Annotated in this window: 22 protein-coding genes and 1 pseudogene; 12 read left to right on the top strand and 11 right to left on the bottom strand. The window is 72.0% G+C overall.

Translation table 11 applies throughout. The annotated features are described in order from the left end of the window. Nucleotides 1–156: 156 nt before the first annotated feature. From PV734_RS06255 to PV734_RS06235, 5 genes are read left to right on the top strand one after another with little or no spacing between them, the layout of a single operon-like run. Nucleotides 157–1,476, top strand: a complete 1,320-nt coding sequence (locus tag PV734_RS06255) for an MFS transporter (protein ID WP_319093913.1) — start codon at nucleotides 157–159, stop codon at nucleotides 1,474–1,476. Continuing rightward, nucleotides 1,473–2,294: a putative hydro-lyase gene (locus PV734_RS06250; protein WP_319288891.1), complete on the top strand. Its 822-nt coding sequence runs from the start codon at nucleotides 1,473–1,475 to the stop codon at nucleotides 2,292–2,294. The genes PV734_RS06255 and PV734_RS06250 overlap by 4 nt, the downstream gene beginning before the upstream one ends. Before the next feature lie 25 nt (nucleotides 2,295–2,319). Further along, the gene (locus tag PV734_RS06245; protein WP_319288890.1) at nucleotides 2,320–3,072 is read left to right on the top strand and encodes a 5-oxoprolinase subunit PxpA; all 753 of its coding nucleotides are present in this window, start codon (nucleotides 2,320–2,322) and stop codon (nucleotides 3,070–3,072) included. A 14-nt stretch (nucleotides 3,073–3,086) separates the two neighbouring features. Then, entirely contained in the window at nucleotides 3,087–3,704 is a 618-nt protein-coding gene (gene pxpB, locus PV734_RS06240; protein WP_319288900.1) for a 5-oxoprolinase subunit PxpB, read from the top strand. After that, complete coding sequence (locus tag PV734_RS06235) at nucleotides 3,701–4,570, top strand: biotin-dependent carboxyltransferase family protein (protein WP_319288889.1); 870 nt, start codon at nucleotides 3,701–3,703, stop codon at nucleotides 4,568–4,570. The genes pxpB and PV734_RS06235 overlap by 4 nt, the downstream gene beginning before the upstream one ends. Before the next feature lie 7 nt (nucleotides 4,571–4,577). On the opposite strand, the pseudogene PV734_RS45780 reads toward PV734_RS06235, so the two are convergent. The 5 genes and pseudogenes from PV734_RS45780 to PV734_RS06210 form a co-directional block, all read right to left on the bottom strand. Further along, a pseudogene (locus tag PV734_RS45780) lies at nucleotides 4,578–5,447 on the bottom strand (SGNH/GDSL hydrolase family protein). Continuing rightward, entirely contained in the window at nucleotides 5,444–6,649 is a 1,206-nt protein-coding gene (locus PV734_RS06225; RefSeq protein ID WP_319288888.1) for a glycosyltransferase, read from the bottom strand. Before PV734_RS06225 ends, PV734_RS45780 begins: the two are co-directional and overlap by 4 nt. Then, a complete protein-coding gene (locus PV734_RS06220; protein ID WP_319093918.1) occupies nucleotides 6,646–7,770 on the bottom strand; it encodes a glycosyltransferase family 1 protein in 1,125 nt (374 codons plus the stop codon). Before PV734_RS06220 ends, PV734_RS06225 begins: the two co-directional genes overlap by 4 nt. Nucleotides 7,771–7,898: 128 nt before the next feature. Then, on the bottom strand, nucleotides 7,899–9,329 hold the full coding sequence (locus tag PV734_RS06215) for a HEAT repeat domain-containing protein (RefSeq protein ID WP_319093920.1): 1,431 nt from the start codon (nucleotides 9,327–9,329) through the stop codon (nucleotides 7,899–7,901). Nucleotides 9,330–9,630: 301 nt separating this feature from the next. Further along, nucleotides 9,631–10,023, bottom strand: coding sequence for an ankyrin repeat domain-containing protein (locus PV734_RS06210; RefSeq protein WP_319288887.1), 393 nt, complete (start codon nucleotides 10,021–10,023; stop codon nucleotides 9,631–9,633). 236 nt (nucleotides 10,024–10,259) lie between these two features. On the opposite strand from PV734_RS06210, the gene PV734_RS06205 reads away from it, so the two are divergent. Together PV734_RS06205 and PV734_RS06200 are read left to right on the top strand one after the other, a co-directional pair. Beyond that, nucleotides 10,260–10,454 (top strand): hypothetical protein, encoded by a 195-nt coding sequence (locus PV734_RS06205; RefSeq protein WP_006377407.1) that lies wholly within the window; start codon nucleotides 10,260–10,262, stop codon nucleotides 10,452–10,454. A gap of 37 nt (nucleotides 10,455–10,491) precedes the next feature. Then, nucleotides 10,492–12,072 carry an ATP-binding protein gene (locus PV734_RS06200; RefSeq protein WP_319093922.1) on the top strand — a complete coding sequence of 527 codons (1,581 nt, stop codon included), beginning with the start codon at nucleotides 10,492–10,494 and terminating at the stop codon, nucleotides 12,070–12,072. 6 nt (nucleotides 12,073–12,078) lie between these two features. Here PV734_RS06200 and PV734_RS06195 read toward each other — a convergent pair whose 3' ends face one another. Next, complete coding sequence (locus PV734_RS06195; RefSeq protein WP_319093923.1) at nucleotides 12,079–13,578, bottom strand: PLP-dependent aminotransferase family protein; 1,500 nt, start codon at nucleotides 13,576–13,578, stop codon at nucleotides 12,079–12,081. Nucleotides 13,579–13,716: 138 nt separating this feature from the next. Here PV734_RS06195 and PV734_RS06190 point away from each other — a divergent pair, with 138 nt between their 5' ends. The 4 genes from PV734_RS06190 to PV734_RS06175 all read left to right on the top strand — a co-directional run bounded on the left by PV734_RS06190 (nucleotide 13,717) and on the right by PV734_RS06175 (nucleotide 17,147). Further along, the gene (locus PV734_RS06190; RefSeq protein WP_415924159.1) at nucleotides 13,717–14,340 is read left to right on the top strand and encodes a YczE/YyaS/YitT family protein; all 624 of its coding nucleotides are present in this window, start codon (nucleotides 13,717–13,719) and stop codon (nucleotides 14,338–14,340) included. Continuing rightward, nucleotides 14,337–15,104 carry a glycerophosphodiester phosphodiesterase gene (locus PV734_RS06185; RefSeq protein WP_319093924.1) on the top strand — a complete coding sequence of 256 codons (768 nt, stop codon included), beginning with the start codon at nucleotides 14,337–14,339 and terminating at the stop codon, nucleotides 15,102–15,104. The genes PV734_RS06190 and PV734_RS06185 overlap by 4 nt, the downstream gene beginning before the upstream one ends. 42 nt (nucleotides 15,105–15,146) lie before the next feature. Beyond that, entirely contained in the window at nucleotides 15,147–16,505 is a 1,359-nt protein-coding gene (locus PV734_RS06180; RefSeq protein ID WP_319093925.1) for an MFS transporter, read from the top strand. Between the two features lie 267 nt (nucleotides 16,506–16,772). Continuing rightward, entirely contained in the window at nucleotides 16,773–17,147 is a 375-nt protein-coding gene (locus PV734_RS06175) for an RNA polymerase-binding protein RbpA (RefSeq protein ID WP_003977404.1), read from the top strand. Nucleotides 17,148–17,338: 191 nt separating this feature from the next. On the opposite strand, the gene fxsA is transcribed toward PV734_RS06175, so the two are convergent. From fxsA to PV734_RS06155, 4 genes are all read right to left on the bottom strand, one after another. Further along, complete coding sequence (fxsA, locus tag PV734_RS06170; protein ID WP_319093926.1) at nucleotides 17,339–17,938, bottom strand: FxsA family membrane protein; 600 nt, start codon at nucleotides 17,936–17,938, stop codon at nucleotides 17,339–17,341. A gap of 91 nt (nucleotides 17,939–18,029) precedes the next feature. Next, nucleotides 18,030–18,824, bottom strand: a complete 795-nt coding sequence (locus tag PV734_RS06165) for a polyprenol monophosphomannose synthase (RefSeq protein ID WP_319093927.1) — start codon at nucleotides 18,822–18,824, stop codon at nucleotides 18,030–18,032. Nucleotides 18,825–19,360: 536 nt separating this feature from the next. Then, entirely contained in the window at nucleotides 19,361–20,977 is a 1,617-nt protein-coding gene (locus tag PV734_RS06160; RefSeq protein ID WP_319288886.1) for an amidohydrolase, read from the bottom strand. Between the two features lie 85 nt (nucleotides 20,978–21,062). Continuing rightward, complete coding sequence (locus PV734_RS06155) at nucleotides 21,063–21,503, bottom strand: Lrp/AsnC family transcriptional regulator (RefSeq protein ID WP_319093929.1); 441 nt, start codon at nucleotides 21,501–21,503, stop codon at nucleotides 21,063–21,065. Nucleotides 21,504–21,770: 267 nt separating this feature from the next. Here PV734_RS06155 and PV734_RS06150 point away from each other — a divergent pair, with 267 nt between their 5' ends. After that, nucleotides 21,771–22,208: a hypothetical protein gene (locus PV734_RS06150; protein ID WP_319093930.1), complete on the top strand. Its 438-nt coding sequence runs from the start codon at nucleotides 21,771–21,773 to the stop codon at nucleotides 22,206–22,208. Between the two features lie 423 nt (nucleotides 22,209–22,631). Here the strand turns inward: PV734_RS06150 and PV734_RS06145 are convergent, their stop codons facing one another. Continuing rightward, nucleotides 22,632–23,804, bottom strand: a complete 1,173-nt coding sequence (locus tag PV734_RS06145; protein WP_319093931.1) for an acyl-CoA dehydrogenase family protein — start codon at nucleotides 23,802–23,804, stop codon at nucleotides 22,632–22,634. Between the last annotated feature and the right edge of the window lie 103 nt (nucleotides 23,805–23,907).

Here is a 23,907-nt window from a genome sequence, read left to right as displayed (position 1 = left end):
AGAACGAAACAACACAGGTATTGAAGGATCGTTCAACGATCCTCTACCTTGCCGTACAGGCGCCATCGGATCGCACGGCGCCGACTGCTTCGACCGCTCATTCCGTTCGACCGCTCATTCCGGAAGCACCCTCCGTCCCTCATCTGCGAGGTGCACATGAGCACGACCCCTCCACCGCAGGCCCTGCCCGGCGACGTCCACCCCGGAGCGCCCGAAACGGCCGTCGACGACGGCGCGTTCGCCTGGCTGCGGGCACTGGGTCCGCGCGGGCGCCGCGCCTTCGGCGGCGCGTTCGGCGGCTACGCCCTGGACTCGTACGACTACTTCACGCTGCCTCTGAGCATGGTGGCGCTGTCCGCGTACTTCGGCCTGGACAGCGGTCAGACCGGGCTGTTCACCACCGTCACCCTGGTCGTCTCCGCCATAGGCGGCGCCGGCGCGGGTGTGCTCGCGGACCGGATCGGCCGGGTCAGGGCGCTGATGATCACGGTGATCACCTACGCGGTCTTCACCGTCGCCTGCGGTTTCGCGCCCAACTACGAGACGCTGCTGGTGTTCCGCGCCCTCCAGGGCCTCGGGTTCGGCGGCGAATGGGCCGTCGGCGCGATCCTGGTGGCCGAGTACGCGAGCCCGAAGCACCGCGGCCGTACGCTCGGCGCGATCCAGAGTTCCTGGGCCGTGGGCTGGGGCCTGGCAGTGATCGTCTACACCGTGGTCTTCTCGTTCCTCGACGACGACCTGGCCTGGCGCGTGATGTTCTGGACCGGCGCTCTGCCCGCGCTGCTGGTCATCTGGGTACGACGCTCGGTGCACGACGCTCCGCGGGCGGTCGCCGAGCGCGAGGGAAACCCCAAGAAGGGCTCGTTCACGGAGATCTTCCGGCCCGGCACCCCCGAGTCCCCCGGCCTGCTGCGCGTCACGATCTTCGCGGCCCTGCTGTCGACCGGTGTCCAGGGCGGCTACTACACCCTCGCGACCTGGGTCCCCACCTATCTGAAGACGGAACGGGGACTGTCGGTCGTCGGCACCGGCACGTATCTCACGTTCCTGATCTCCGGCGCCTTCATCGGCTATCTGACCGGCGGGTACCTCACCGACCGGATCGGCCGCAGGCGCAACATCTGGCTGTTCGCGGTCCTCTCGGCGCTGTGCATCCTCGCCTACGCGAACATCCCCAACGGCTCCAACACCCTCCTCCTGGTGCTCGGTTTCCCGCTCGGATTCTGTATGTCCGCGATCTTCAGCGGCTTCGGCTCCTATCTGAGCGAGCTGTACCCGACCGCTGTACGGGGCACGGGGCAGGGCTTCACCTACAACACCGGCCGGGCCGTCGGCGCCGTCTTCCCGACCACCGTCGGCTTCCTGGCCGACAGTTGGGGCGTGGGCGGCGCGCTGGTCTTCGGCGCCATCGGATACGGCATCGCCGCCCTGGCCCTGCTCGGGCTGCCGGAGACCCTCGGAAAGGAACTCCAGTGAACCGTACGGAAGACCGCCCCCTGTCCTTCGTCGACGAGCACGCGCACGCGTGGAGCCCGCGATCCGCCCGAGCCAGGTTCCGCGCGGGCCTCACGGGCCCCACGGCGGGCGTCGCGGCCGGCCACACCCAGGTCAACCTGATCTCGGTGCCCGCCGACTGGGCGTACGACATGCTGCTGTTCTGCCAGCGCAACCAGAAGCCCTGCCCGGTCCTGGACGTCACCGACGCCGGCTCCTGGACCACCGTCCTCGCCGAGGGCGCGGACCTGCGCACCGACCTGCCGCGCTACCGGGTCTGGCGGGACGGCGAACTGGTGGAGGAGCCCACGGACGTGCTCGCCCACTGGCGCGACGACCTCGTGACGTTCCTCATCGGGTGCAGTTTCACCTTCGAGTGGGCGCTCGCCGGGGCGGGCGTCCCGATCCGGCACATCGAGCAGGGCCGCAACGTCCCGATGTACGTGACCGACCGTCAGTGCCGTCCCGCCGGGCGGCTGCACGGCCCCATGGTGGTGTCCATGCGCCCGGTGCCGCCGCAGCACCTGGCGGCCGCGATCCGGGAGAGCAGCCTGCTCCCGGCGGTGCACGGCAGCCCCGTACACTGCGGCGATCCGTCCGGGCTCGGCATCGACGACCTCGGCCGTCCGGACTTCGGCGATCCGGTGGACCTCGCGCCGGACGACATCCCGGTGTTCTGGGGCTGCGGGGTGACCCCACAGGCCGCGGTGATGGCGTCCGGACCGCCCTTCGCCATCACGCACGCGCCGGGCCAGATGTTTCTCACCGACACCCGCGACGCGCAGTACCGCGTCGCCTGACCGGAGCGTGACAGGAGTCCGGAAGATGATCGACCTCAACGCCGACCTCGGCGAGGGCTTCGGCCGCTGGCGGCTGACCGACGACGAACAGCTGCTGTCCGTCGTCACCAGCGCCAACGTGGCCTGCGGCTTCCACGCCGGGGACCCACCGACCATGCGGCGGGTGTGCGAACTGGCGGCCGAGCGCGGCGTACGGATCGGCGCCCAGGTCTCCTACCGTGACCTCGCGGGTTTCGGGCGGCGCGCGATGGACGTGCCGCCCGACGAACTGGCGGCCGAAGTGGCGTACCAGATCGGCGCCCTGGAGGTCTTCGCGCGCGCGGCGGGCGCGCGTGTGGCGTACGTCAAGCCGCACGGCGCCCTCTACAACCGGGCCGTGCACGACGAGGAACAGGCCAGGGCGGTGATCGCCGGCGTGCTCCTCGCCGGCCAGGGCCTGCCGGTGCTCGGGCTGCCGGGCTCGCGCCTGCTGTCGCTGGCCGAGGCGGCGGGCCTGCCCGCCGTCCCCGAGGCGTTCGCCGACCGCGCGTACACCGAGGAGGCCACCCTGGTCCCGCGCGGTCAGGACGGGGCCCTGGTGACCGATCCCGAGGCCGTCGTGGCACGCTCCGTGACCCTCGCCCGGACCGGCGTGGTCGCCTCGCGCTCCGGGACACCCCTCGCGATCCGCGCCCGCTCCCTGTGCGTCCACGGCGACACGCCCGGCGCGGTGGACCTGGCCCGCCGGGTCCGCGAGCGCCTTGAGGCCTCGGGTGTCCGCGTGGAGGCCTTCGCATGAGCGGCACGAGCGGCATGAGGGCGTTGCCGGTCGGCGACGACGCGCTGCTGATCGAGGTCTCGTCCGGCGACCGGGCCCAGGCCCTGCACGCGGAACTGCTGCGCCGGCGCGCGGAGGGCACGCTGTCCGTACGGGAGATCGTCCCCGCCGCCCGGACGGTCCTCCTCGACGGCCTCACCGACCCCGCCCGGCTGGCCTCCGAGCTGACCGCCTCCGAGGTACCCCCGACGCTCCCCCGCACCGAGAGGGTCATCGAACTCCCGGTCCGCTACGACGGCCCGGACCTCGCCGACGTCGCCGCCCTCTGGGGCGTGTCCGAGGAAGCGGTGGCGCGCATTCACGCGGGCACCGAGTTCCGCGTCGCCTTCTGCGGCTTCGCGCCCGGCTTCGGCTACCTCACCGGTCTCCCGGCGCGCTACGACGTTCCGCGCCGGGCCACCCCCCGCACGTCCGTCCCGGCCGGCGCCGTCGGACTGGCGGGCCCGTACACGGGCGTGTACCCGCGTGCGTCACCGGGTGGCTGGCAGCTGATCGGTACGACGGACGCGGTCCTGTGGGACCACACGCGCGTGCCGGCCGCACTGCTGTCGCCGGGTACCAGCGTCCGTTTCATCCCGGTGGGCCGCCGATGACGGATCGTGCGCTCTTCGTCGTACGCGCCGGGGCGCTGACCACCGTTCAGGACCTCGGGCGTCCCGGTCACGCCCATCTCGGGGTGCCCCGCTCCGGGGCCCTGGACCCGCCCACGGCCGCGCTCGTCAACCGGCTGGTCGGCAACCCGTCCAAGGCGGCCGTCCTGGAGACCACCCTCAACGGCTGCACCCTGCGCCCCCGTTGTGCGGTCACCGTGGCGGTGGGCGGCGCCCCCTGTCCGGTCACGGTGGACGGCCGCCCCGCGGCCTGGGGCGCCCCGGTGCGGGTGCCCGCCGGCGCGCTGCTGGACATCGGGACAGCTCTGTCCGGGGTACGGGCCTACGTGGCCGTCTCCGGCGGAGTCGCCGTCGAGCGGGTGCTCGGCAGCCGCTCGACCGACCTGTTGTCCGGTCTGGGTCCGCCGCCCCTGACGGACGGCGCGGTGCTGCCCCTGGGGCCGGTGATCGGCGGGCACGCGCGCGTGGACGTCGTTCCGCAGCCCGCGCCCCCGGCCGAACTCGTGTTCAGGGTGACCGTCGGGCCACGCGACGACTGGTTCACGCCGGGGGCACTACGGGCCTTCGCCACCTCCACCTACCGGGTGTCCTCCGCGAGCAACCGCATCGGGCTGCGCACGGAAGGGCCCGCCCTGGAGCGGGCCGTTTCCGGTGAACTCCCCAGTGAGGGCATGGTCCTCGGCGCGGTCCAGGTACCCCCGGACGGCAGACCGGTGGTGTTTCTCGCCGACCATCCGACCACCGGCGGCTATCCGGTGATCGCCGTCGTACGCACCGCCGACCTGCCGGCCGCCGCTCAGGCGGCGCCGGGCACGCCGGTCAGGTTCGTGCCCGTACGCCGACGCTGAGCCGCCCCTACGCCACCTCCGGTTCCGCCCGGTGCTCCGCCACCGACAGGGCCGCCAGGGCCGCCGCCACGGCGTGGGAGGCACCCAGGTCGAGGCGGGCGCTGGTACCGCGCGCACGGTGGCGGACCTCCTGGGCGGCGAGCCGGAGGAGTTGCGGCAGCAGGTCGGTGCACCGCCGTGCCACCCAGCCCGTCCCCGCGGTGGCCAGCCAGCGCAGGTTCGCCGACCGGGTGGGCGCGGGTTGTCCCGGCGCGGCCGAGGGACCCGCACCGCCCGTGACGCCCGCCTCCGTGAGCAGCGCGTGGAAGCGGACCGCGAGCTGCCGGTGCCCCTGCTCGCCGGGGTGCAGCCGGTCCGCGCTCCACATCTCGCGCCCGCTGAGCCACTCGCCCTCGGCCGCGTGCACATGAACCGCCCCGTAGCGCTCGGAAAGCGCGTGGATGTCGAACGTACAGCGCAGGATGTCGTTCACCGTTCCTGTGGACTGAGCGGAAGTAAGTCCGTTCAGCCGCGCGCCCCGAACGGTCTTGGGCGAACTGGTCCCCGGCGTACTCGACCCCGGGTGGCGACACGCATCCTGTGCGTGGTCCGATCCCGGGAGGCCAGTTCCCTGTGCGACCTGGCCAGGTGGGCACGGCCAGAGGCGACGGGGAGGCCCTGAACCATCCACTGGTGGAGCAGGGGCCCCGCACACTGACGCCGTACCCGGTGTCCCAGATCGCACACTCACGTTAGCCCGATCAGCCCAGGGCACCGCAAGCTCGGAACCCGACCATCACACGATCGAGCTAACTCGGCCTCGTGCGCACTCCTTGCCGAACAGTTCTCAACCTTCGGTCAGCGAGTCGCCGAGCGCCACGAACCGCAGCGGTCTCATCCGACACTCTCCGGGACGACGACCGGCCGTACGGCCGCGTCGCCGACGGACCGCACCACCGCGTCGTGCGCAGCGAGGAACGCCTCGACGGCTGCCGGCCAGCCGAAACACTCCGCACGCGCGCGTGCGGTCTCCCGGCGCTCGCGCTCGGGCCGCCCCAGCAGCAGCCGTACGGCGTCCGCGAAGGCCTCTCCGTCGTCGGCCGCGACCGCCCCGGCGGACCCGATCACCTCGGGCAGCGCGGAGGACGCGCTGACGACCACGGGAGTACCACAGGCCATCGCCTCCAGCGCGGCGAGTCCGAACGTCTCGGCGGGTCCGGGCGCCAGGCACACGTCGGCGGACGCCTGGAGTGCGCCCAGCAGTGCCCGGTCGGCCACGTGCCCGAGGAAGGTGACCGGCAGTCCGCGCTCCCGCGCCCGCTGCTCCAGGCGGGCCCTCAGCGGCCCGTCCCCGGCCACCACCAGCCTCGCCCTCAGCCCGCGCCGCAGCAGCGCCCGCAGGGCGTCCAGGGCCGTACCGGGCCGCTTCTCGACGGACAGTCGGGAGCACATCACCAGGAGCAGTTCGTCGTCGCGCGCGTGCGCGGCCCGCACCGCCGGGTCACGCAGTGACGGATGCCGCCGCACGAGGTCGACGCCCAGGGGAGCCCGTACGACATTGCGAGCCCCGATCCGTACGAACTCCCGCTCGGCGAACTCCGTGGTGCACACCACGCGCGCGTAGGTGTGCACCGTGCGGACGTTGAGGGTGTCGGCGGCGCGCCGGGAGAGGTTCTCCGGCAGGCCCCAGGTGCGCAGGACGCCGTCGGCGGTCTCGTGGGAGACCATCACCGCGGGGACGCGGGCCCGGCGCGCCCACTTGCCGGTCCATCTGAGCGTCGTGCGGTCGGACACCTCCAGGCGGTCCGGCGCGAGTTCCTCCAGGAGGGCGGCGACGCGTCGCTTGTCGGTGAGGACGCGGTAGCCGCCGGTGCCGGGCAGCAGCGGGCCGGGCAGGGTGATCACGCGCCCCTGTTCGGTGTCGCGGTCGCCCGCGCGCTCACCGGGCACGATCAGGACGGGTTCGTGGCCCGCGGCCCGGTAACCGGCGCCCAGTTCGCGCAGCGCGGTGCGCAGCCCGCCCGAGGACGGGGCGACGAAGTTCGCCAGCCGGACGATACGCAGTGGTCCGCTCGCGCCGCGTGGTGTCTCGCCGTTCATGCGGCCACCGCCGTCCGCGCGCTGAGGATGTCGGCGTAGTGCCCGACGAGTTGGTCGCCGACGGCCGCCCAGGTACGGCCCTCGACCGTCGCCCGGGCGACGGCGCCGTAGGCGGCCCGCAGGCCCGGGTCACGGGCCAGGGACCACACCGCGTCCCGGACGGCGGCCGCGTCGCGCGGTGGGACCAGCAGGCCGGTGCGCCCGTGGGCGACCAGGTCCAGCGGTCCTCCGGCGGCGGGCGCGACGACGGGCACACCGCTCGCCATGGCCTCCTGCACCGTCTGGCAGAAGGTCTCGAACGGGCCGGTGTGCGCGAAGACGTCCAGCGAGGCGAAGATCCGGGCGAGTTCGTCGCCGGTCCGGCGGCCGAGGAAGACCGCGCCGGGCAGTTGCTCGCGCAGGGCCGGCTCGCTGGGTCCGTCGCCCACGACGACGACCCGCACGCCGTCCAGCCCGCAGACCCCGGCGAGGAGTTCGACCTGCTTCTCGGGGGCGAGCCGGCCGACGTAGCCGACGATCAGCTCACCATTGGGGGCGAGTTCGCGGCGGATGGCCTCGTCCCGGAGTTCGGGGCGGAAGCGCACGGTGTCCACTCCGCGCTGCCACAGCTTCACCCGGGGCACGCCGTGCGACTCCAGGTCGTGCAGAGCGGCGCTGGAGGGCGCGAGGGTGAGGTCGGCGGAGGCGTGGACGGAGCGGATGCGCCGCCAGGCGGCCGCCTCGCCCGCGTGGACGTACGTGCGGGCGTATCCGGCCAGGTCGGTCTGGTAGACGGCCACGGCGGGGATACCGAGCCGGGCGGCGGCGGCCATGCCGCGTACGCCGAGGACGAAGGGGCTGGCCAGGTGGACGATGTCCGCGCGGTGCTCGGTGATCGCGGCGGCGACGCGTCGGCTGGGGAGGGCGACGCGGACCTGGGGATAGCCCGGGAGCGGGAGGGAGGGGACTCGGACGACGGGGCACGGCGCCGAGGCGTCGGACCCGGCCCCGGCGGCGGTGGCCGGGGCGACGACGAGGGGAACGTGACCGCTGTCGACGAGGTGCCGGGCGGTCTGGAGCGCGCAGTGGGCCACGCCGTTCACATCGGGGGGAAAGGATTCGGTCACGATGACGACACGCATAGGGAGGTTGTCGCCGTACCGGACGTGCTCGCGTCAACGTCGATCTTTCCGGACGGGGAACGTCCCATGAGCGTTGCGCACCGCCCCCTCCTGGGTCGGCGCGCGTCCACACGCTCCTGATCCCCGGGTCATCCCCCGTTCATGTGGCGGGTGGAATCGGGCCCGATACGGCTTCTCACCGCGGTCTGGACCTCGGCCTCCTCGGCGGGGTCCGCGGCGAGTCTGCGCAGTTGGTCGACGACCCTGGCGTCACCGGTCTCGGCGTGCCGGGCGGCGACCTCGCGGGTGGTCTCCTCGCAGTCCCAGAGGCATTCGACGGCGAATCCGGCGGCGAACGAGGGGTCGGTGGCGGCGAGGGCCCGGGCGGCCCGTCCGCGTAGATGGGAGGAGGCGGTCTCGCGGTAGATGTGACGCAGTACGGGGGCGGCGCAGACGATGCCGAGCCGTCCCGTGCCGTCCACCAGGGTCCACAGGGTCGGCGCGTCGGGTCCTTCGCCCCGTACGGCCTCACGCAGTGCGCCGAGGACGAGGTCGCTGTCCCGGGTGGCTCCCAGGCAGGCGAGCATCCGTCCGGCGGCGGCGCCCAGCGGGTCGGGTCGGTGGACCCACCCGCGCGCGCGGTCGACGGCGGCGATACTGCGCATACGTTCGAAGGCGTCGACGGCGGCCTCCACGACAGCCGTCGTGCCGTCGGCCACCGCGCCCTCGACCAGATCGAGGGCATCGGGATCATTGCTGTCCGCGAGATAACGAAGGGCCGTGCAGCGGGCGCCGTCGCCACCGCTGCGGGCCGCCTCCACGATCTGTGGCCGGTCCTCCGGACCTGCCACAGCCGTCAGACAGCGCGCGGCGGGCACGTGCAGGACGGCACCTCGGTCGATGCCCTGCTGGGCCCACTCGAAGACGGCCTGCACGCTCCAGCCCGGGCGGGGCCCGGACGGTCGCATCTGGCGTTGCCAGCGGTCGAAACAGCCGGTCTCCTGGGCGGCACGCACGCGCGTGGAGACCGAGTCGCGCGGATCGTCGGCCCACAGCCGCCAGGGCCGGGGCTCGAAGGCATCCCGCACGACGGCGGCGAGTTCCGCCTCGCCCTCCGGGTCGGTACCGAAGCGGGCCAGCACGGGGGCGGCGAGGGCGCGCAGCCCCGCGTCGTCGTCCCTGAGTGCCAGCTCGTCCAGCGCCCAGGCCCAGCTCGTGCCGGTGGCGGCGTACCTGCGCAGCAGTTCGAGCGCGTCCCGCCTGCCGTAGGAGGCGAGGTGTCCGAGGACCGCGAGGGCGAGCCCGGTGCGTGACTCGTCGGTGTCGAGGACGTCCTCGGCGTCGAAGAGATGGCCCTCGATCTCGTCGAGCTCACCATGGAGGTCGACATAGAGGCGGGCGTAGTAAAGGGAGCGGTTCTCCACCTGCCAGTCGTGGCGGGGGTCGCGGAGCACGCATTGGTTCAGTGCCGCGAGCGCCTCGGCCCGCGGTGCGGTGAGTGCGTGCAGCGTGCCGTCGCCGCGGCCCCTCTGGAGCAGGCCGAGCAGCGTACCGCTGGGCGCTATGACCGGATCGAACATGGGAAACAGCCTCACATCAAGCGTCGACGCAACCGGGATCCTGCTTTACCTGGCCACGTGACAACACGTCGGGGCGCCCGCCGTTTCCTGCTTGCTGTAGACCATCTTCCTCTGCCTCTCGTAGGTGGGCCCATGCGGACCGCATCACGGCCCGCGCGGTGCGGCAACATCTGCCCGGCCATCACGTCCATGAATCACGACGTCATGATGACCCGGCTGTTCAAGCTGCCGCGACCGTATTTCCGGCGGCCCCGTTCCGCCTCCCCCGTTTTCCTTGTCCTGGCTGGTCAGTGCGTACGGCTCAGCGCGCGCCGAACACCTCCAGCAGTTCCGTCTTGCCGAACATCCGGGCGGTGTCGAGAGCCGAGGGCATGCCCGCGGCCGGGTCGGCGCCACTCTCCAGGAGCGCCTCGATCACGTCCTGCGCACCCTTGAAAACAGCGCCGGCGAGCGGCGTCTGACCCCGGTCGTTCACCCGGTCCCCGTCGGCACCGCGCGCGAGGAGCGCCCGGACCGCCTCGGCGTGGCCGTGGTAGGCGGCGAGCATCACCAGGGAGTCGCCACGGTCGTTGGTGAGATCGGCCGGAACGCCCGCGTCGACGTACGCCACGAGTGCCTCGGTCCGCCCCTGCCGCGCCAGATCGAAGATCTTGGTCGCCAGCTCCACGACCTCGGGGTCGGGGGCTTCACTCATCGGCCGGACCGCCTCTCGTTACAACCGTACGGGTGAATCGCCAGAGTACTGGCTTAACAGGCGCAAGACCCGACTCCCGAGCAGCAAAGATCAGCCCGTCCAAATGACACCGAACAGGTACACCAGTGGAGTGAAATACGCCGAAATTCACCCAACTGCACCTTTTATCGTATGGATACATGCTGTGATCCTGGAAGAACTCATGGTGACTGTCCCCACCACACCAGGAGATCCACATGATCCTCTCCATGTCAGGCGTCGTTCTGCTCGGCATCATCGTCTTCCTCTTCTTCAAGAAGGACGGCCTCAAGGGGTCCCACGCCTTCGTCGCCGCGCTGTTCGGCTTCTACCTCGCGAGCACCGCCATCGCACCGAGCATCAAGGCAGGCGGCGAGAGCCTGGCGAGCCTGCTCGGCGGAATCAAGTTCTGACGCCCGTCCCGACCGCACGCACCTCCAGGAGACAGCAGTGGCCCGGCGCCCCCTCCCCCGCATCCTGAGCAACGGCAGCGCACAGATCGCCCGGAGCCGGGATCTGGCCCGGACCGCGGCCGACAGTGCCACGGACGTCCTTCACCCGCTGATCACGATCAGCCGGGGTCTTCGCCGACTGGCTGCGGCCGGGCGGCGCAAGTGGGCGGACACGCCCAAGGACAAGCGTGGGCCACTGCTGTTCCTGGTGGCCTCGGTGGTTCTGGTCGTGGCCCTCGTGCCGTACGGCCCACTGCTCGCCGTCACGTCGGTGATGGCGGCGGCGGCCTGGCACGGCCGCGACCGCGCCCCGGCGGAGCCCGAGGGCCCCGACGAGTCCCAGACCCAGCGACTCCAGTCGTTGTACGACGCGCTGGTCCCCTACTTCACGACCCCCGACGACCCCGCTCCCCTGTACACCCACGGCGGCGACTGGGAGAAGACCTTCCCGGCGTACGAGTTCGACGGCACCGGCCGCGTCTCTCATCTGGTGGTCCGCTACCCGGCGTACTTCACCGACGGCGAGGCCGACTCCCGCGCGCGGATCGAGCAGTTGCTGCACGCCAAGTCGGGCCGTGGCCGCGAGTACCACTTCGCGTGGGACGAGGAGGGCAACGAGCTCACGGTCACCGTGCTGCCGCCGCTGCCCACCGACATCGCCGCGCAGCGCTTCGTCACGTCCCCCGGCGAGACGGTGCTCGGCTTCACGGACCCCACCCAGGTCCAGCGCACGCTCCCCCTCAGTCACGGCGAGGAACGGCGTGACGTCCCGCCGGTCGTCTGGCGCACCGGTCCCCGCTCCACCGAACCGCACCTCCTGGTGATGGGCGAACCGGGCAGCGGCACCACCACACTCCTGCGTTCGATCGCCCTGCAGGCCCTCCAGTACGGCGACGTCCTGATCGTCGACGGCAGTGGCACCGGCGAGTACGCGTGCCTGACCGGCCGGGACGGCGTGCTGGCCGTCGAGTGCGCTCCGACCTCGGCCGTGGCGAGCCTCGAATGGGCCTCCCGGGAAACGGAGCGCCGGCTGATCACGGCCAACCTCGCCCGCCAGGCCGGTGAGCCGCTCCCCGACGACACCCGCCGCCCGCTGTGGCTCCTCCTCGACCGCCCCGGAGCCCTCGCCCATCTGGCCGCCGCCGACGGCCGCCCCGACCCCCAGTCCCTGCTCCAGGTCCCCCTGCGGCACGGCCGGGCGGCGAACGTCACCGTCGTGGTGGCGGAGCAGTTCGACAGCGCGGACACCCTGAGCGACGCCGTACGGCAGCACACGCGCGCGCGTGTCGTACTCGGCGCCGCGTCCTCCACCCAACTGGAAGCGGTCCTGGGCGCGCGCCCGCAGACGACACCGGTTCCGGTCATGGCCCCCGGCCGCGGCTACGCCCGGCTGGGCACGGGTCCGGTCCACCGTCTCCAGGTCCCGGCCACCCCGGACCCCCACGACGACGCGACGAGCGACGCGCAGCGCCAGGCGGTCCTGGAACTGCTCCCCCCGAGAACGGCTCCGGCACTCCTCGTCAAGCAGGAGCAGGAGCAGGAACACGAGCAGGAACAGCAGCAGGAGCCGGTGGCCTGAGGCCGCTCACGCCACGAAGGTCCGGGGGGACTCCGCGCCCCCCGAACCGCCACTCGCCACGATCCGCGCCGCGGCAGCCAGCCGGGCGGCCGCCTCGTCGGCCACCGCTCCTCCCACGGTGAACGGCAACCGCACATACCCCTCGAAGGCCCCGTCGACCCCGAACCGGGGCCCCGAAGGCACCCGTACCCCCACCCGCTCCCCCGCCTCCGCGAGCCGGGACCCCGACAGGCCACCCGTACGGACCCACAACGTGAGCCCGCCCCTGGGCACCGTGAACTCCCAGTCCGGCAGCTCCCGTCGTACCGCCGCGACCAGCGCGTCCCGGTTGTCCCGGGCCTGTTCGCGCCGCATCTCGACAGCCTGCTCCCAACCACCCGTGCTCAGCAACCAGTTGATGGCCAGCTGTTCGAGTACGGGCGTGCCCATGTCCGCATAGGCGCGCGCGGCGACGAGGCTGCGGATCACGTCCGGAGCCGCCCGCACCCAGCCGATGCGCATCCCGGCCCAGAACGCCTTGCTGGCGGAACCCACGGTGATGACCGTGGACCCGGCGGGATCGAAACCGCAGACCGGCCGTGGCATCTCGACGTCCGGGTCCAGCCACAGCTCGGTCATCGTCTCGTCGGCGACGAGCACCGTCCCCGCCGACCGGGCCGCGTCGACGAGCTGTCGCCGCTGGTCCTCGTCGGCGAGCGCGCCGGTGGGGTTGTGGAAGTCGGCCACGACGTACGCGATCCGGGGCGCGGCCTCGCGCAGCACCTGGCGCCAGCGGTCCAGGTCCCAGCCGGCCAGCCCCTCGGCCATCGCGACCGGCACCAGCCGGGCGCCCGCCTCCCGCATGAGCTGCAGGATGTTGGCGTACGAGGGCGACTCGACGGCGATGCGCTCGCCCCGGCCGGAGAACAGATGGCAGATGGCGTCGATGGCGCCCATCGCGCCGGTCGTCACCATGATCTGTTGGGGCATGGTCGGGATCCCGCGCGCGGTGTACCGCTCGGCGATCATCGCGCGCAGCGCGGGCAGTCCGGCCGGGTAGTCGCCGTGCGTGTGCGCGTACGGCGGCAGTTCCTCCAGGGCGCCCTGGACGGCGCGGGTGAGCCAGGGCTCGGGCGCGGGCAGGGCCGCCGTACCGAGGTCGATCACCGAGCCCAGGGCCTCGGGGGGCAGGGGTTCGAGCCCGCGCGCGGGAAGTGGGTTACCGGCAGGTACGGCGGTCCAGCTGCCCGCGCCGCGCCGCGACTCCAGGAAGCCCTCGGCGCGCAGTGCCTCGTAGGCGGCGGCGACCGTGGTACGGCTGACGGAGAGGGAGAGAGCCAGTTCGCGTTCGGCGGGCAGACGGGCGGCGACCGGCACCCGGCCCTCCAGCACCAGCAGACGGATGCCGTCGGCGAGTGAACGGTAGGCGGGCGGACGTCGGGTACCGGGGCCCGCGGGGCGGTCCTGCTGGGAGGTGAGCAGCCGGGCGAGCTGCGCGGTACCCACCGCGGAAGTCCACTGCACCATGCAGATCAGTCCACCTTCCCCGAATTGGCCATGGATGCGATCCCACAGCAAGCCACAGGGTGTCATGTGCCAGGCCACTACCACCACAGGGGGCAGCTCGTGAGTTCGTTGTCAGCGCCGGATCGTGTCGGTCGACGGTTGGTCCAGCTCTACACCGGTCTCGCGCTGTACGGCGCCAGCTCGGCCCTGCTCGTCGAGTCGGGCCTCGGTCTGGAGCCCTGGGGCGTACTGCACCAGGGGCTGGCCGAACTGACCGGGCTGACCATCGGCGTCGTGTCGATCTTCGTGGGCGCGGCCGTGCTGCTCCTCTGGATCCCGCTGCGCCAGCGTCCGGGCCTCGGCACGGTCTCGAACGTCTTCGTCGTCGGCCTCGCCATGGACGGCACGCTGGCCCTGGTCCCCGACGCGCACGCCCTCGCCGCCCGCGTCCCCCTCCTGGTGGCGGGCATCGTCCTGAACGGTGTGGCCACCGGCCTGTACATCGCGGCAAGCTTCGGCCCGGGCCCGCGCGACGGCCTGATGACCGGTCTGCACCGGATCACCGGCCGCTCGATCCGGCTCGTCCGCACGGCGATCGAGGTGGCGGTCGTGGCGACGGGCTTCGCCCTGGGCGGCACGGTGGGTGTCGGCACGGTGCTGTACGCGCTGGCGATCGGACCGCTGGCCCAGCTGTTCCTGCGCTTGTTCGCCGTTCCGGTGGCACCGGCCGGCAGTCCGGTCGTTGCCACCGGTCAACCGGAGGAGGCGATACTGCGACCGTGACGACGCGGATACGCCATCCCTATCTCGACCACCCCGGCCCGATCCCCTTCGCCCACCGGGGCGGGGCGGCGGACGGCCTGGAGAACACCATGTTCCAGTTCCGGCGGGCGGTGGAGGCGGGCTACCGCTATCTGGAGACCGACGTGCACCGCACGGCGGACGGCAGGCTCGTCGCCTTCCACGACTCGACGCTGGACCGGGTGACGGACGGCGGCGGCCGGATCGCGGACCTCCCGTGGTCCGACGTACGCCGCGCCCGCGTCGCGGGCAGCGAGCCGGTGCCCCTCTTCGAAGACCTGCTCGAAGCCTTCCCCGACGCACGCTGGAACGTCGACGTCAAGGCCGAGCCCGCGCTGCGCCCGCTCCTGGACCTGATCGAGCGCACCGGCTGCTGGGACCGCGTCTGCGTCGGCTCCTTCTCCGAGGCGCGTGTGGCGCGCGCCCAGCGGCTCGCCGGTCCGCGCCTGGCAACGTCGTACGGCACCCGGGGGGTACTCAACCTGCGGCTGCGCTCGTGGGGTCTGCCGGTGGCGGTGCGGCGGTCGGCCGTCGCCGCGCAGGTTCCGGAGGCCCAGTCGGGCATTCCGGTGGTCGACCGCAGCTTCGTGCGCACCGCCCACGCGCGCGGGCTGCACGTCCACGTGTGGACGGTCAACGATCCCGATCGCATGCACCGGCTCCTGGACCTGGGAGTCGATGGCATCATGACCGATCACATCGACACGTTGCGCAAGGTTCTGGAGGACCGGGGCACCTGGTTCTGACTCCCCGAGCGCACGACGTTCACGGGGAAAGCGAGGGCACGGGTGGGCATCGAGACCGTGCGGGACGAGGCGTCCGACGAGGCTGCCGGACGCCGTGAGCGGCACGGCTGGTACTTCTACGACTGGGCGTGCTCCGTCTACTCGACGAGCGTCCTCACCGTGTTCCTGGGCCCGTATCTGACGTCGGTCGCCGAGAAGGCGGCCGACGCGGACGGGTTCGTGCACCCGCTGGGCATACCTGTCCGCGCCGGTTCGGTCTTCGCCTACTCGGTGTCCCTGTCGATCATCGTGGCCGTGCTCGTCATGCCCGTGGTGGGCGCTGCCGCCGACCGCACCGGACGCAAGAAGCCGCTCCTGGGCGCCGCCGCCTACGTGGGTGCCACGGCGACGACGGGGATGTTCTTCCTCGGCGGTGACCGCTATCTCCTCGGCGGGCTGCTGCTGATCATCGCCAACGCGGCCCTGTCCGTCTCGATGATGCTCTACAACTCCTTCCTCCCGCAGATCGCCCCGGTCGAGGAACGCGACGCGGTCTCCTCGCGCGGCTGGGCGTTCGGCTACGCGGCGGGTTCACTGGTCCTCGTCGTCAACCTGGTGCTGTACACGGCCCACGACTCCTTCGGCCTATCGGAGGGCATGGCCGTCCGCGTCTGCCTGGCCTCGGCGGGCCTGTGGTGGGGCGCCTTCACCCTCGTGCCGCTGCGCAGGCTCCGCGACCGCCGGGCCGCCCCGGCGGAAACCGCCGGCAAGGAGGCCACCTCCCCGGGGCTGCGGCAGCTGGCGGCGACGGTCCGCGACATGCGCCGCCATCCGCTCACCCTCGCCTTCCTGCTCGCATACCTGGTCTACAACGACGGCATCCAGACCGTGATCTCCCAGGCCTCGGTCTACGGCTCGGAGGAGCTCGGGCTGGGCCAGTCCACCCTCATCGGGGCGGTGCTGCTGGTCCAGGTGCTCGCGGTTGCGGGAGCGCTGGGGATGGGCCGACTGGCCCGCGTGTACGGGGCCAAGCGGACGATTCTCGGCTCGCTGGTGGCGTGGACGGTGACGCTGGCGGCGGGGTACTTCCTGCCGGCCGGTGCCCCCGCGTGGTTCTTCGTGCTGGCCGCCGGGATCGGCCTGGTCCTCGGCGGCAGTCAGGCGTTGTCCCGGTCGCTGTTCTCCCATCTGGTGCCGCCCGGCAAGGAGGCCGAATACTTCTCGGCGTACGAGATGAGCGACCGCGGAATGAGCTGGCTGGGCCCGCTTCTGTTCGGGATCACCTACCAGCTGACCGGCAGTTACCGGGACGCGATCATCTCGCTCGTGGCCTTCTTCGTCATCGGGTTCGTGCTGCTGGCCCGGGTTCCGGTGGGCCGCGCGATCCGCGACGCGGGCAATCCCGTTCCCGAAAGGATTTAGCATCGGCGGCCAAAGAGCGGTAGTGTACGCCGTTGGCCTGCCAGGCGTACCGTTACTGCGCGTCAAAGATGACGAAACGCTGGGTGATATCTGCTTGCAGATGTGACAAACCGGGCGCTGGTGGGTACAACAAGGGGCGGCTACGACGGCGACGCATGACCCGAAACGGGACACGGGACGGGAATCTTTACCGCCGACCGGACGTTGACCGGATGACGACGACAGCGACACCTGTCCTGTGGGCGACAAGCCCGGGAGGCACGATTCATGAGTGAGCGAGCTCTTCGCGGCACACGCCTCGTAGTGACCAGCTATGAGACGGACCGCGGCATCGACCTGGCTCCGCGCCAGGCCGTGGAGTACGCATGCGAGAAGGGCCATCGCTTTGAGATGCCCTTCTCGGTGGAGGCCGAAATTCCGCCGGAGTGGGAGTGCAAGGTCTGCGGGGCCCAGGCACTTCTCGTCGACGGTGACGGCCCTGAGGAGAAGAAGGCCAAGCCCGCGCGTACGCATTGGGACATGCTGATGGAGCGACGCACCCGCGAGGAACTCGAAGAGGTCCTTGAGGAGCGACTGGCTGTACTTCGCTCCGGAGCGATGAACATCGCGGTACATCCGCGGGACAGCCGCAAGTCCGCGTAGTCCCTCCGGGACTGGGTGGCATACAACGCACACGTGACACCGCGGGTGCCGTACGTGAGTCTGGCGTGCGGTGCCTGCGGTTTTGCGTTTTTCAGAAGCTTTCTACCGCGGCCACCGGGACCGGGAGCGGTCACTGCGACGCGACGGGCCCGCGCCTCCTGGCGCGGGCCCGTCGCGTGCGGAGGCGGACGTCAGCCGGTCAGCGGCGGGCGCCGGTCCTCCGGGGTGCCACCCGTCCCGTCTTCCCGGACCACCTCACCGTGGATGACCTCGCCCTGCACCACCTTGCCGTCCGGGCGGTGCATCCTCGCCTGCTGGAAGGCGCCTCCCAGGGTGCCCGGGGTCGCCTCCCTCAGCTTGCGCTCGAAGGTGCGTTCCGCATAGCGGCTGATCGCCTTCTGGAGCGGGGGGATCAGCAGCAGCAGACCCACCGCGTCCGAGATCAGGCCGGGCAGCATCAGCAGCAGACCGCCGAGCATCAGCAGGCCGTTGCCCTCGCTGCCGCCGGGGCGGGTCGTGCTCGCCGGCGGCGTGCCGTTCTGCTGCTGTCGCAGCGTCTCGGTGAGGTTTCGGAAGGCCCGGCGGCCCGCCCGCTTGATCACCACGGACCCGAACAGGAAACCGGCGACCAGGAGAAGGAAGACCGTGAAGCCGCTCGCCGCGCCGGCGACCACGGTCAGCAGCCAGATCTCCAGCACCAGCCAGGCGGCGATGCCCAGCGGCAGGAACGTGCGCAGCCGGGAACGCCGCGGCTGCGCAGGGTACGTGGGGGTCGGTGCGCCAGTCGTCATACGTCCAGTGTGCCCGGGCCGGGCTCAGCACAGGATAAGCGGATGATCAACAGCGCCTGTGACGTCGTACGGGCACACCCGCGAAGGACTGCTACGGCTTCCAGGTCCTGCCCCGGACCCGGTTCACTCGCTCCCCCACACCCCAGGTCGTGACCCTCCACAGGGCCTCGACCAGGATGTCGCGGCTCATCTTGGAGTCGCCGTACTCGCGCTCGACGAAGGTGATGGGCACCTCGACCACGTGGTAGCCGGCCCTGATCGCGCGCCGGGCCAGGTCGACCTGGAAGCAGTAGCCCTGCGAGGCGACCTCGTCGAGGCCGAGGCCTTCGAGGGTCTCGCGGCGGAAGGCGCGGTAGCCGCCCGTGACGTCCCGGATGGGTACGTCGAGCAGGACCCGGGAGTAGAGGCTGCCGCCCCGGGAGATGAACTCGCGCGACCTGGGCCAGTTGACCACCCGGCCGCCGGGCACCCAGCGGGAGCCGAGGACCAGGTCGGCGCCCTTCAGGGCGGTCAGCAGGCGGGGCAGCTCCTCTGGCTGGTGGGAGCCGTCGGCGTCCATCTCGATCAGGACGCCGTAGTCGTTGTCCATGCCCCACTGGAAGCCCGCGAGGTAGGCGGCGCCGAGGCCTTCCTTGCCCTTGCGGTGCAGCACCTGGACCTGGTCGTCCCCGGCGGCCAGTTCGTCGGCGAGCTTGCCGGTGCCGTCGGGGCTGTTGTCGTCCGCCACGAGAACGTGTGCGTCAGGGACAGCCTCGCGCACCCGGCCGACGATCTTCTTGATGTTCTCCGCCTCGTTGTAGGTCGGAATGATCACCAAAGCCGTGCCGAGCGGGCCGAACCGCCGCTCCTGGGCCTCTGCCGCGAGAGTCCCGTCGCCGTCGTTCACTGCTGCCCCTTCGAGTCCGTACGCAGAGGTCCACCATAGTCGGCACGGCCTGCGCCGATGTGTCAGCACTGCCTACGGGGGTGTCGATTCGGCAAGAGCCGGGTAAGCGAGTCCGCTTCGTCACCTGTGCGCACTGCGGATCGGGGCCCGGCGCCCTTCGGGCCGACCTGGGACCCGCTGGCTGCGGGTCGACCGAAAGCCGTTGTCTACTGGACGTCCGGGCCCCACCCGGGTCACACCTTGCCGACCGGGTGGAACGTTCCGTCGCCGTGGCGCGGGCGCTGGGCCTGGCTGGCAGTGATGGTGCGCCGGTGCGGCACACCATCCCTGACCCAGCGGCGCCGCGGCGACTGCGCGGAGGTTCCCCGGTCGGGCGTCCGGTGGTGGACCCGGCAGAACCTACCGGCCATCAGCCGTCGGCTGTCAACAGTTGCTTGAACTGCGGTTCTTTCGACAACTGCCTGGTCAGGGCCGTGGATACGCAGGTCGCGCGACGGCGTGTCGGCCACCCGTCCGTACCGCGCCACCCCGGTAGATCACTCGCCCGGGCGTACGAACACCGTCCGTCCGCCCACCACTGTGCGCAGGCAGAGGGGGAGATCGGTGCCCGGGGTGAGATCGGGCAGGCCCGGGGTGCCGGAGCGGGGGTCGGTGGACCAGCGGGCGACGCGGTCGTCGGGGGCCTGGACCACGAGGGCGTCGGCGCGCCAGACGGCGTAGTCCGCGGGCGCGCCCGGCACCAGGACGCCGGCGTCGTCGCGCCCGACGGCACGCCAGCCTCCGCGGGTATGGGCCGTGAAGGCCGCGCGGACCGAGATGCGGTGCTCCGGTGTGCGGTGGAAGGCGGCGGCGCGGACCGTGCCCCAGGGGTCGAGCGGGGTGACGGGGCTGTCCGAGCCCAGGGCGAGCGGGACGCCGGCCTTCAGGAGGGCCGCGAAGGGGTTCAGGGCCCGAGCACGGTCCGCGCCCAGGCGCTGGGCGTACATGCCCTCCTCACCGCCCCACAGGGCGTCGAAGGCGGGCTGCACGGACGCGGTGAGGCCAAGCTCGGCGAAGGCGGCGATGGTCTCGGGGGTGAGCATCTCGGCGTGCTCGACGCGGTGCCGGGCGGCGCGGACCCGGGCCAGACCGACCTTCTCGGCGGCGGCGCGCACGCCCTCGACCACGGAGGTCACGGCGGCGTCCCCGATGGCGTGGAAGCCCGCCTGGATGCCTGCCTCGCTGCAGGCGACGACATGGGCGGCGACGGCCGCGGTGTCCAGGTAGGAGGTGCCCGTGCGGCCCGCCTCGTCGCTGTACGGCTCGTGCAGACAGGCGGTGTGCGAGCCGAGGGCGCCGTCGACGAACAGATCACCGGCGGCGCCGACCGCGCCCAGCGCACGCGCCCTCTCGACGCCCTCCTCCCCCTGCTGGGCCCAGTAGCCGACCACACGGGGGCCCGGCTCGTCGGCGGCGAGACGCAGCAGCCCGGTGAAGTCGTCCTCCGAGGAGATCTCCGGCCCCGCGCACTCGTGCACGGAGCCGATGCCGAGCGAGGCGGCACGGGCGAGGGCGGCCCGCTGAGCCTCGGCGCGCTGGGCCGGGGTGACCGCGCCCAGGGCCGCGGCCCGGACGGTGTGGTGGGCGTCGCCGGTCAGCGGGACGTCGGAGCGGCCGGTGTCGCCCCGTACCAGGTCGAGCAGTGCGGTCGTCACGACCGCCGAGTGGACGTCGATACGACTGAGGTAGAGCGGGCGGCCGCCGGTGGCCTCGTCGAGTTCGGCGCGGGTCGGCGGCCGGCCGCCGGGCCAGCGGGCGGCGTCCCAGCCGTGACCGAGGAGCACCCGGTCGGCGGGACGGGCGGCGGCGAACGCGCGTACGAGGGTGAGGGCCGCGTCCAGCGAGGGGGCACCGGACAGGTCGAGGCCGGTGAGCGCGAGTCCGGTGGCGGTGGTGTGCACGTGTGCGTCGGTGAACGCCGGGGTGACGAGGGCGCCGTCGAGGTCGATCACCTCGTCCGCCGCGCCCGCGACCGCGTCCGCGGCGCCTTCCGAGCCGACCCAGGCGATATGACCGCGCTCGACGAGCATCGCGGTCGCGAAGGGGTCTGCGGGGCTGTGGACTTCGCCGCCTCGCAGGAGGACGGTGTCGGGCGGTACCGGGCGTTCACTCATGAGGAACAGTTTCTCGTGAGCGCCCGGCGGACCCGCACCTGGGGCGTGTCCGCCGGGCGCCCGGAGGTGTCCGCGGTGCCGCTGATCAGATCTTCGGCGGGCGGGCCTCGTACGGCGTGGACAGGACCACCGTCGTACGGGTCGAGACGCCCGCGAGGGTGCGCACCCTCGCCAGTAGCTCCTCCAGCTCGTGGGGAGTGGCGACACGGACCTTCAGGATGTAGTTCTCCTCGCCCGCCACGCTGTGGCAGGCCTCGAGCTCCGGGACGTCCCGGAGGCGTTCCGCGATGTCGTCCGGGGCGCTGGGATCGAAGGGCTTCACCGAGATGAAGGCCGTCAGGGGCAGCCCCACCGCCTCCGGGTCGACGACCGCGGCATAGCCACGGATGACGCCTCGCTGTTCCAGCCGACGCACTCGCTGGTGCACGGCAGACGTGGACAGGCCCGTGGCCTTGCCCAGGTCGGTGTAACTCATCCGCCCGTCCTCGACGAGCAGCTGCACGATCTGTCGGTCCAGCTCCTCCATGGCGCAGAACCTACAGTGCGGTTGATCTCCTCCGATACCTGAGCGGTGCTGGTCATGCCCTGTTCGTGATGTGACGCCGGTGCCCGGTGAGCCGGATGAGGGACAAAAGCATCGCCACGGGCACCTGCGAACGGCATGTGACGAACGCCACAGCCCTCGAACATGCTCCGTGATGGTCTCGTGATTACCGCCGAGACCGGGCGGGAAGTGCTTGCTGTGGCCGAGGCCGCAGTTGCCTGGTCGGCCCAGCCCGAGGGGGAGTAACCCATGCAGAGTCTTAAGCGCCCTGGTCGCACCGCGCCCAAGAGGCCCCAGTTGGTCGTCGACTCCGAGCCGGAGTACGTCGAACCCGACGCACTCGACGGCGAGGAACTCGACGACTACGACACCTTCGAGATGTTCCGGGTGATCTGCCCGGACTGCGTACAGCCCATCGCGCTGCTCGCCGACGAGGAGATCCTGCCGGAGCACGCACTGTGCGCGTCACCGTGGAACCCGTTCGGGCTCACGGTCTGCGCCGGTACGGGCCGCGCGGCGGCCGACGCCCGGTCCACGGACGAGTCCACTGAGGCCCAGGAGCAGCACACCGCCCTGCTGTTGACGCTCCCTCAGGGGCTCGACTGGCGGACCCAGCCCTTCTCGCACGTCGGCGGCCCGGGCTCGCGCCCGATGCGAGCCCCCGAGCTGCGGCGCCACGCCGCCTGAGCGCATCCGCTCGAATCCGCGCGAACTCTCCCGACCGCCCCCGCACCATGGCTCGCACGCCGCCGTGGCGCGGGTCGACTACGGGCGTGTGCCGTCGCGAACGCAGAGCCGAATCCGGGGCGCGGTGACCTGAAGGACCGTCACCGCGTTGCCCTGGCATGACGACCCCCAGGTACGCGGCGCCGGGACGTTTGCGCCAGGTGTACGACTCCGGCCCGGCAGAATCGGTTCCGCAGAGCTCGCCGCACCAGAGTCGGCCGAACCAGGGCCGAGCGAACCCACCGGCCCCGTCCGACCCGCCCATCTACGGTGCTCTGGTGCGCACTTGGGCGGACCTTGGCCGCACTCTGCCGGGACGCTACGACCCGGAGTGGGTCCGGCTCGCGGCGCCGCCGGTCGGGCTCGGGATCGTGATCGACCCGTTCAGCGTGTCTCAGGGCCCGCCACATGACGGGCGATGACCATCCGCTGGATCTGGTTGGTGCCCTCGACGATCTGCAGCACCTTGGCCTCGCGCATGTAGCGCTCGACCGGGAAGTCCGCGGTGTAGCCGTAGCCGCCGAGCACCTGGACGGCGTCCGTCGTGACCTTCATCGCGGCGTCGGTGCACAGGAGTTTGGCCATCGCCGCCTGCTTGGCGAACGGCCGGCCGGCGTCGCGCAGCCGCGCCGCCGCGAGATACAGCGCCCGGCCCGCCTCGATCTGGGTGGCCATGTCGGCGAGCATGAAGCGCAGCCCCTGGAAGTCGGAGATCGGCCGCCCGAACTGCCGACGCCCGGTCGCGTACGCCACCGCCTCGTCGAGTGCCGCCTGGGCCAGGCCGATCGCGCAGGCCGCGATGCCGAGGCGCCCGGAGTCGAGCGCGGCCAGGGCGATCGCGAAGCCCTGTCCCTCCTCGCCGACACGCCGGTTTCCGTCGAGCCGGACCCCGTCGAAGTTGATCTGCGCGGTGGGCGAGCCCTTGAGGCCCATCTTCCGTTCCGGCGCCGCGGCGCTCAGCCCCGACGCGTCGGCGGGGGCCAGGAACGCGGTGATTCCACGCGGGCCGTCCTCGCCGGTGCGCGCCATGACCGTGTAGAAGTCGGCGACGCCGCCGTGCGTGATCCAGGCCTTGGTACCGGTGAGAACCCAGTCCTCGCCCTCCCTGACCGCCTTCGTGCTCAGGGAGGCGGCATCGGAGCCGGACGCGGGTTCGGAGAGGCAGTACGCGCCGAGGAGGCCGCCGCCGAGCATCGCGGGCAGGTGCTCGGCCTGTTGTGCCTTGGTGCCGTAGTTCGCGAGGGCGTGGCAGGACAGCGTGTGCACGCTGACGCCGAGCCCGACGGTGAGGCGGGCCGCGGCGAGCTCTTCGACGACCTGGAGGTAGACCTCGTAGGGCTGGTCGCCGCCGCCGTGTTCGGACGCGTACGGGAGGCCGAGCAGCCCCGACTCCGAGAGCAGGGTGAAGACTTCGCGCGGGAAGCGACCGGCTTCCTCCTCCTCGGCGGCCCTCGGGACGATCTCGCGCCCGGTGATGTCACGGACGAGCGAGATCAGGTCCCGGGCCTCGTCCGTGGGCAGTTGACGGTCCACCGGCTGCGGGGCGTGGTCGGGCATGTCGACGCTCTCCTCCCTGTCGGGCGCGACGGCACACGCGCGCCTGAGTCGGGTGGCGTCCGCCGGTCTCACTGGTCACGGCCGATGCTGGCCCTTCCGGGTC

The sequence above is a fragment of the Streptomyces sp. AK08-02 genome (genome assembly GCF_033795085.1).
GTDB classification, from domain to species: Bacteria; Actinomycetota; Actinomycetes; order Streptomycetales; family Streptomycetaceae; genus Streptomyces; species Streptomyces echiniscabiei.
The sequence above is the reverse complement of the archived record's forward strand: the minus strand, read 5'-3'. Positions and strand labels throughout refer to the sequence as shown.